Below are 2500 nucleotides of genomic sequence, written 5' to 3'. Positions count from 1 at the left end.
CCATAGCGCAAGCTAGTAAGATCCCTGAAAGATGATCAGGTAGATAGGTTCGAGGTGGAAGCGTGGCGACACGTGGAGCTGACGAATACTAATCGATCGAGGACTTATCCTAAATGATACGCCTAACGGCGTCACACATGAAATGGCACGGAGTTGCCGGTTACTGACACATATTATCCAGTTTTGAAAGAACAAACTCTTTCAACTTTATACAGTCTGGTGGCGATAGCGAAGAGGTCACACCCGTTCCCATCCCGAACACGGAAGTTAAGCTCTTCAGCGCCGATGGTAGTTGGGGGATTCCCCCTGTGAGAGTAGGACGCTGCCAGGCATACATATTGGAGGATTAGCTCAGCTGGGAGAGCACCTGCCTTACAAGCAGGGGGTCGGCGGTTCGATCCCGTCATCCTCCACCATTATTCCTTTTGTGCATGCCGGTGTAGCTCAATTGGTAGAGCAACTGACTTGTAATCAGTAGGTTGGGGGTTCAAGTCCTCTTGCCGGCACCATTTCTATTTCACTTTTTTCAGTACGAGCCATTAGCTCAGTTGGTAGAGCATCTGACTTTTAATCAGAGGGTCGAAGGTTCGAGTCCTTCATGGCTCACCATTTATATCATTTATATGCGGGTGTGGCGGAATTGGCAGACGCACCAGACTTAGGATCTGGCGCCGCAAGGCGTGGGGGTTCGACTCCCTTCACCCGCATCATTTTTCAGGATCTTCTGTTAAGAACTGTCACGTCCTGTGACGAACACAGAAGTCAGAACATCCTGTTCAAGCGCGGAAGTAGTTCAGTGGTAGAACACCACCTTGCCAAGGTGGGGGTCGCGGGTTCGAATCCCGTCTTCCGCTCCATATGATGCCGGGGTGGCGGAACTGGCAGACGCACAGGACTTAAAATCCTGCGGTAGGTGACTACCGTACCGGTTCGATTCCGGTCCTCGGCACCATTATAGAAATAATGCGCCCGTAGCTCAATTGGATAGAGCGTTTGACTACGGATCAAAAGGTTAGGGGTTCGACTCCTCTCGGGCGCGCCATTTATATAATAAATTTAACGGGAAGTAGCTCAGCTTGGTAGAGCACTTGGTTTGGGACCAAGGGGTCGCAGGTTCGAATCCTGTCTTCCCGATATCCGGTAATATCAATATTATTAGCCTGGATAATTAATAACTGATAATAGTAAGGGGCCTTAGCTCAGCTGGGAGAGCGCCTGCTTTGCACGCAGGAGGTCAGCGGTTCGATCCCGCTAGGCTCCACCAAAAAATATATTGACATTTCGTTCGAAAGCTGTTAATATAATAAAAGTCTTTCATAATTGATCTTTGAAAACTGAACAAAATACATGCCAGTAAGTTAATTCTTATTTTTAAATTATGAGCAAGTCAAACATCTTTTTGGAGAGTTTGATCCTGGCTCAGGACGAACGCTGGCGGCGTGCCTAATACATGCAAGTCGAGCGGACTTGACGGAGCTTGCTCTGTTCAAGTTAGCGGCGGACGGGTGAGTAACACGTGGGTAACCTGCCTGTAAGACTGGGATAACTCCGGGAAACCGGGGCTAATACCGGATATTCTTTTTCTTCGCATGAAGAAGAATGGAAAGGCGGCTTTTAGCTGTCACTTACAGATGGACCCGCGGCGCATTAGCTAGTTGGTGAGGTAACGGCTCACCAAGGCGACGATGCGTAGCCGACCTGAGAGGGTGATCGGCCACACTGGGACTGAGACACGGCCCAGACTCCTACGGGAGGCAGCAGTAGGGAATCTTCCGCAATGGACGAAAGTCTGACGGAGCAACGCCGCGTGAGTGAAGAAGGTTTTCGGATCGTAAAGCTCTGTTGTCAGGGAAGAACAAGTACCAAAGTAACTGTTGGTACCTTGACGGTACCTGACCAGAAAGCCACGGCTAACTACGTGCCAGCAGCCGCGGTAATACGTAGGTGGCAAGCGTTGTCCGGAATTATTGGGCGTAAAGCGCGCGCAGGCGGCTTCTTAAGTCTGATGTGAAAGCCCACGGCTCAACCGTGGAGGGTCATTGGAAACTGGGAGGCTTGAGTGCAGAAGAGGAGAGCGGAATTCCACGTGTAGCGGTGAAATGCGTAGAGATGTGGAGGAACACCAGTGGCGAAGGCGGCTCTCTGGTCTGTAACTGACGCTGAGGCGCGAAAGCGTGGGGAGCGAACAGGATTAGATACCCTGGTAGTCCACGCCGTAAACGATGAGTGCTAAGTGTTGGAGGGTTTCCGCCCTTCAGTGCTGCAGCTAACGCATTAAGCACTCCGCCTGGGGAGTACGGCCGCAAGGCTGAAACTCAAAGGAATTGACGGGGGCCCGCACAAGCGGTGGAGCATGTGGTTTAATTCGAAGCAACGCGAAGAACCTTACCAGGTCTTGACATCCCGCTGACCGGTCTGGAGACAGATCTTTCCCTTCGGGGACAGCGGTGACAGGTGGTGCATGGTTGTCGTCAGCTCGTGTCGTGAGATGTTGGGTTAA

Annotated in this window: 9 tRNA genes and 3 rRNA genes (2 of these 12 only partly in view); all 12 read left to right on the top strand. The window is 51.3% G+C overall.

Annotated features, from left to right (window positions below):
* Positions 1 to 112: ribosomal RNA gene (locus MKZ02_RS02190) — 23S ribosomal RNA — on the top strand (it extends 2820 nt beyond the left edge of the window).
* A 103-nt stretch (positions 113 to 215) separates the two neighbouring features.
* Positions 216 to 331: ribosomal RNA gene (rrf, locus tag MKZ02_RS02185) — 5S ribosomal RNA — on the top strand.
* A gap of 9 nt (positions 332 to 340) precedes the next feature.
* Positions 341 to 416, top strand: a tRNA-Val gene (locus tag MKZ02_RS02180).
* A gap of 17 nt (positions 417 to 433) precedes the next feature.
* Positions 434 to 509, top strand: a tRNA-Thr gene (locus MKZ02_RS02175).
* Between the two features lie 24 nt (positions 510 to 533).
* Positions 534 to 609, top strand: a tRNA-Lys gene (locus MKZ02_RS02170).
* 16 nt (positions 610 to 625) lie between these two features.
* Positions 626 to 707: transfer RNA gene (locus MKZ02_RS02165), tRNA-Leu, on the top strand.
* A gap of 75 nt (positions 708 to 782) precedes the next feature.
* Positions 783 to 857 (top strand) — tRNA-Gly (locus tag MKZ02_RS02160).
* A 6-nt stretch (positions 858 to 863) separates the two neighbouring features.
* A tRNA-Leu gene (locus MKZ02_RS02155) sits at positions 864 to 952 on the top strand.
* Positions 953 to 965: 13 nt separating this feature from the next.
* Positions 966 to 1042, top strand: a tRNA-Arg gene (locus tag MKZ02_RS02150).
* A gap of 18 nt (positions 1043 to 1060) precedes the next feature.
* A tRNA-Pro gene (locus MKZ02_RS02145) sits at positions 1061 to 1134 on the top strand.
* 54 nt (positions 1135 to 1188) lie between these two features.
* A tRNA-Ala gene (locus MKZ02_RS02140) sits at positions 1189 to 1264 on the top strand.
* A 132-nt stretch (positions 1265 to 1396) separates the two neighbouring features.
* Positions 1397 to 2500, top strand: a 16S ribosomal RNA gene (locus tag MKZ02_RS02135) (it continues 450 nt past the right edge of the window).

Origin of the sequence: Pseudobacillus sp. FSL P4-0506 (genome assembly GCF_038003025.1) — a bacterium.
Lineage (GTDB): Bacteria > Bacillota > Bacilli > Bacillales > Domibacillaceae > Pseudobacillus.
The sequence above is the reverse complement of the archived record's forward strand: the minus strand, read 5'-3'. Positions and strand labels throughout refer to the sequence as shown.